Source organism: Cereibacter sp. Soil_C_27 (assembly GCF_057657095.1).
In genome coordinates this window covers 1-860 of record NZ_JBDGJD010000029.1, presented here as the reverse complement: position 1 = coordinate 860, position 860 = coordinate 1, and the positions used below count along the sequence as shown (strand labels likewise).

1 protein-coding gene is annotated in these 860 nt (G+C 63.5%); it reads right to left on the bottom strand.

Features of this window, described 5'->3' with window-relative positions; all coding sequences use genetic code 11:
- Positions 1–860: hypothetical protein (locus AC3A5Z_RS24150; protein WP_487521808.1), on the bottom strand; the 860-nt coding region annotated here is incomplete at both ends.

Below are 860 nucleotides of genomic sequence, written 5' to 3'. Positions count from 1 at the left end.
TGCGCGCCGCCGCCCTCGGCGCAGGCGTCGTCGCGGCCGATCCGCATGGCGCTGTTGTGGTGCATCGACGTGGTGCCGACATGGCTGGTGGCGACCACCGCATTCTCGAGCGCCACGTTCACGAAGTTCACCTCGCAATCGGTGACCAGAACCATGTCGTAAAGCAGCCCGCCCGAGATGCTGAGCCTCCGGCCGGCGCAGCTGATGCGGTGCAGCCGGCCGGGCTTGAAATCCGCGGCAGAGAGCTTGCCCGGCTGCAGCACCAGCGGCACGTTCGAGGTGATGTAGTCGGGCACATACCGAGGGTCGAAGGCATGGAGCCCCGCGATGATGTCGTCGATCTGCTTGAGGATGCGCACATTGTAAGATCCCGAGCGCAGCGCCTCCGACAGGCCCTCGTTCTTGTCGAAACCGGAGGCGGGCAGCTCGATCTCGTCGGGGTTCGGCATCGAGACGACGGTGCCGGGCTCGAAATAGTTGTTGTTGTTCAACGAGACATATTCGTTGGAATGGATGCAGAAGCCGTTGGTGAAGGTGTTGTTGCTCTGGATGTCGACCACATCCTCCGACACAAAGCCCTCGCGGAAGCAGGTGGGCTTGTAGGTGACGACGATCGCCTCGCCCGCCAGATCCCAAGCGTCGAGTCCGACCAGTTTGAGCATGTAGGTCTCGACCGGATTGTCCCGCAGCTCGTTCTGGTTGGCGACGACGCGCACTGCGCGGCGTGAACCGGGCTCGGGCTTGAAGATCCGCTGCTCGGCATCCCAGACGCCGAACTCGATATCCTCGGCATCAAGCACATTGCCATGCCTCTCCACCGGCAGCATCCGCCGCGCCATGTCGAGGGCCGTCTGCTTGGC